Annotated in this window: 3 protein-coding genes and 2 pseudogenes; 3 read left to right on the top strand and 2 right to left on the bottom strand. The window is 58.3% G+C overall.

Features of this window, described 5'->3' with window-relative positions; all coding sequences use genetic code 11:
• Positions 1-706, top strand: a 706-nt coding sequence (locus tag IV113_RS18755; protein ID WP_291088126.1) for a multicopper oxidase domain-containing protein, incomplete at its 5' end; no start/stop codon positions are given.
• Positions 707-896: 190 nt separating this feature from the next.
• Here the strand turns inward: IV113_RS18755 and IV113_RS18760 are convergent.
• Positions 897-1160: pseudogene (locus tag IV113_RS18760) on the bottom strand (transketolase); the annotation flags it as partial.
• Positions 1161-1214: 54 nt separating this feature from the next.
• On the opposite strand from IV113_RS18760, the pseudogene IV113_RS18765 reads away from it, so the two are divergent.
• A pseudogene (locus tag IV113_RS18765) lies at positions 1215-1471 on the top strand (STAS domain-containing protein); the annotation flags it as partial.
• 223 nt (positions 1472-1694) lie between these two features.
• Here the strand turns inward: IV113_RS18765 and IV113_RS18770 are convergent.
• Positions 1695-3107: a HAMP domain-containing sensor histidine kinase gene (locus IV113_RS18770; RefSeq protein ID WP_291088129.1), complete on the bottom strand. Its 1413-nt coding sequence runs from the start codon at positions 3105-3107 to the stop codon at positions 1695-1697.
• A gap of 447 nt (positions 3108-3554) precedes the next feature.
• Between IV113_RS18770 and IV113_RS18775 the strand changes: the two genes are divergently transcribed.
• Positions 3555-4136 (top strand): ATP-binding protein, encoded by a 582-nt coding sequence (locus IV113_RS18775; protein ID WP_291088132.1) that lies wholly within the window; start codon positions 3555-3557, stop codon positions 4134-4136.
• The last annotated feature ends 106 nt before the right edge of the window (positions 4137-4242 follow it).

The raw sequence follows: 4242 nt of genomic DNA on the forward strand, positions 1-4242 counted from the left end.
TCTGGCACCTGGTGAACGCCTCGATGTGCTGTTCGATGCCGCCCAGGCACAACCCAGCGACACGGTGTTTCTGAAGAGCTTGTCGTTTGACCCGATGGAGAACGAAGGGGCTGCGGGCAACATGGGCGGCCCAGGCATGGGCCAGATGATGGTCGGCATGGGCTCGTCACGTTTGGCGCTGGGTCAGGCTTTCAACGTGCTTAAGCTGTCCGTGGTGTCCGGGGAGCGCATCACAGCCACACTGCCGGCAACGCTGTCCAGGATCCAGCCGCTGCGCATCGAAGGCGCTGTCGAGCGACAGATCGAACTGTCGATGCAAGCCATGCGCTTCCTCATCAACGGACGCACCTTCCGCATGGACGAGATCGCCTTCGATGTGAAGCAGGGTGCGGTGGAGATATGGCGCATCAGCAACCCGGCATTGGGCATGCCGCACCCGATGCATCTCCACGGGTTTTCGTTCCAGGTACTCGAACGCTTGAACAGCCCGCCCCAGTTGTCGGACATTGCGCGTTTTGGCAAGGGCAGAACTGTCAGTGACCTGGGCTGGAAAGACACCGTCCTCGTGTGGCCGGGTGAGACGGTGCGCATCGCAATCGACTTTTCGCACGATTTCCCAGGTGACCAGACTTACCTCTTTCATTGCCACAACCTTGAACATGAAGACGCGGGGATGATGATCAATTTCAGGGTGCTTACTGCGTGAGTCCCGAACGTCGGGATGAATCAGCAAGGCAGTTGGGAGTAGATTAAAAGACCGTCTGTATCTCTGTGATCTGCTCGCAGTCTCGCCGGCGATCACGTTCTAGACGGCCAGTCAAGTCTTCGGCCTAAACCCAGGCGCGGATTGCGGCATTGCTTTTGCCCGCTCCAATTCCCTGGTTGCTTCTGGCGATCATCGGCAGGTTAAAGCCGCTCAGATGGAGCAAGCCATACAGGAGCACGGATACGTGCCCGTTGTAGAGGACGAATCGGTTCCGGTCCGGCCACGTGGGATTTGCTGCGTTGTGAGACAAGTGGCCATTCCACAGCGCAACGGCCATCTCTGCCATTGCCAACGGAGCGCTGGGATGCCTCGAGTTGGCCTGCTGCACTGCGTCCATGGCCAGTGCCCGAAGGGCGTTGGCCAGCTCGTCACGCTGTCCGTTGTCGGGACGCACAACCCTGTCGTTTGAATTGGTACTCCGTGTCAATATTCCATTGGCGCCAACAGGCAGGTGTTCTTCGTCAGCGCCGACCGCTTTTCCAAAGCCTTTGACTACAAGGAACTCATCGACAAGGTTCGCATCTATGTGAGCCGTGCCCACTTCTGGGACATCACCGCCGTGAGCGCCCTTGACAAAGCCGTCATCAAGTTCCGCCGCTAGGGGCGGAGGTCGAGTTCATCGGCCTTAACGAGGCCAGTGCGACCATGGTGGACCATTTCAGCATCCACGACAAGGATGGCGCTGAAGATATGCTGATGGGCCACCGAAGCAGAACACCAGATGAACGACGGCAAAAAATACTGGCCTGTGTGGACCACTCGAAGTACGCCGAGAGAGTGGCAGACTACGCCACCTGAGCGGCCAAGCGGATGCAGACGCCCATGGAACTCCTTTGTTGTCTGAGGTGCTTGCGTCACTGGGCTATTGCACACTCACCGCAGGCCTCAGGCACTCAGTGCTTTGAAGGCCATTCGTGTGGACCCTTGATCAGCCAGCGCGTGGAACTGTCCACCAGAAGGTCGCTCCACATTCTGGAACCGACGTGGCACCAACTTCTCCGCCGTGCAATTCAACAACGCGCTGCACTACTGTAAGGCCAAGTCCCGTCCCAGCAACTTGATTACCGCCCAAGCGCACGAACGGCTTGAATAGCTCCTCTGCGCGTTCTGGATCGAAGCCGGGTCCATTGTCCTTGATCAGGAAACGCCACTTGTTCATGGCCTCGTCGACTGACAGTTTGATGCAAAGGTCTTCGCGATCTGCCCCGAACTTCAGGGCGTTGGAGAGTAGATTGATCACGACGTGGCGCATCAATCCCTCATCCGCCCACAGCGTGGGCAGGGATTCCACTTTGACCACCTCTTGTGCGAAGGGATATTGCAGCGCCAGCGAACGAACGCAATCGGCCACCAAAGCGCCCATGTCGACCTCCACCAGAATCGGCCTTGCACTCTCGGTTTTGGCCAGATTCAACAGATCGCTCACCATGGCGTTTGCCCGCAACGATTCTTGGCTGATGCGCTCCAACAAAGATTCCAGAGCGTCGTGGCGCCCCTTCTGATGGTCGGTCATCGCAAGCTGGGTGAGTCCTGTGATGTTGCGAACCGGTGCGCGCAAATCGTGCGACACCATGCCGGCAAATGACAGCAGTCCCCTGTTGATCTGCTGAAGCTGCTCGGTGCGCCGGCCCACTTCATGTTCCAGCGTCTCATTTAGCCGCTTGAGGGACTTCTGTGTTTCTATCCTCTCTGCCAGTTCACTGGCGACCAGTCTGGCGTCGAGCTGCAGAATCAGTGTCATAAGCACCACAAAGATGACCCCGAGCGGTATCCTGAGTAGGTCGCGGATATCAACGAGCGGCAGGCCGGCTGCGATACCGATCCAGACTGCGACGGGGAAGGTGCCGAGCGCTAGCCCAAGCATCGTCGACCGGCCCACCCCTCCCCGAGCACCATTGGGCGCGATGAAGTACGACCAAGCTGCGAGGCCGCCCAGTCCTACGCCGTTGACGACAGGGGCATAGTGTTGGTTTGGTCCGAACAATACCGGAAAGGCCAGCACTGCGCTGTACCCTGCCACCAAGTAGGCCCAGAAAACATAGAACGACTGGTTCTGAGGCCGGTATATGGCCACCACTCCGGCGGCTATTGCGGCAAACACCGGCGGACCAATAAGCGTTTGTGCCAAACCCAGTGACGTGGGGGCTGCCTCGGTGACGTTGGCGACTACCAGCACCGCAGCAAGCAAGCAACCAAAGACCAGCGCTGCGCCCGCCAACCATCGTGCTGCGGTGGACCGACGACTGGCTGACTCCATTAGAAACATGAAACCCAGCAACCCTACGAACATCGCCAAAATCATCCGTGGATCGCGGGCTAAGTTCACAAGAATCAGGTCCATTTTTCAGCTTCTCCAGAGTATCCACAGTACGGCTTGCGCAGCTTTGTTTGATGGCGTTTTGGCCCGCTGATCAAGGCCATCCCATGCATGCAGCTCCAGCTCCCGCCCCACCTCGTCCGCTGAGGACCCACCCTCAATGACCAAGTCGCAGGCGTTTTCGCTCTTGGTTCGTTGCCGTGGGCTCGAGCCTGCGTTCGGCTTCAGAGCTGGTCGAAGTCGATGAAGAGTCAATATCGCGACTGGTCTCGCAATCTGTTGGTGCCGATGGAATATTGACGGTCAGTTTTCGGTCGGCGTCAACAGGGTGGTGGCGCAGCATGGGGAGAATTGCAGGAAATTCGCCAAAACCACTTCCCCCACCTCCGCCAGCACCGTGAGTTTTAGCGCAGTTCTGTGGCCAAACATCCATGTGCTGAACAAGGAACAAGAAATGGGTGGCCGCTGACCATGACGCTTGCCGATGTGGAGAGCAAGTGGGTGGGTGCGAGGGCCCAGCGTGTCAACGCTGCCTTTGAAAAGGCCAAGCGCAATTCGTCCTGTGTGTTTTTCATTGACGAAATCGACTCCCTCATGTCCGAGCGTTCCAATGCTGGATCTGGTGTGGCCGAGACGCAGAACAACGGAGTGGTCAACGCTCTGCTCACGCTGATGGTCGACCTGCGCAAATCCAAAGTGATCCTCGTGGCCGCCACCAACTACAAGGACCGCCTGGACAGTGCCGGCGCACGCGAAGGCCGCTTCGATTTTAAGATCGAGATCACCACCCCCGACCTCGAAGCCCGCGTGGGCCTGTTCAAGAAGGGTCTGCTGATGAACGTGCCCCATATCAAGGCAGCGCCCGATGTGGTCGAAATGGTGGCTCAGCGCTGGAACGGCTTCTCCGCCAAACGCATCCTGACCGTCACCGAGGAACTTCCCTCGTACCTGAAGCGCAACGAACTGCGCACGCTGGGGTTCGATGAGTTCATGGGTGCGCGGCGCTCCATCCAGGGCCGCAAGGGCGTGAGCTGGAAAACGTCAAGCCCCTGAGCGAACTGGTGTTCTCCCCCAACTCCCCCGAAATGATCGTCATACTCATTGGTCGTCCCTGAAGAATCCCCGGAGCCCGCATAAACACTGGACTTTCGGGTGATTG

The organism is Hydrogenophaga sp., from assembly GCF_018780385.1.
Classification (GTDB): Bacteria; Pseudomonadota; Gammaproteobacteria; order Burkholderiales; family Burkholderiaceae_C; genus Hydrogenophaga.

What these genes read in the sequence shown, in the direction of transcription:
- IV113_RS18770 (WP_291088129.1), bottom strand. Translation starts at nt 3,107, where the DNA reads ATGGACCTGATTCTTGTGAACTTAGCCCGCGATCCACGGATGATTTTG.
- IV113_RS18775 (WP_291088132.1), top strand. Translation starts at nt 3,555, where the DNA reads ATGACGCTTGCCGATGTGGAGAGCAAGTGGGTGGGTGCGAGGGCCCAG.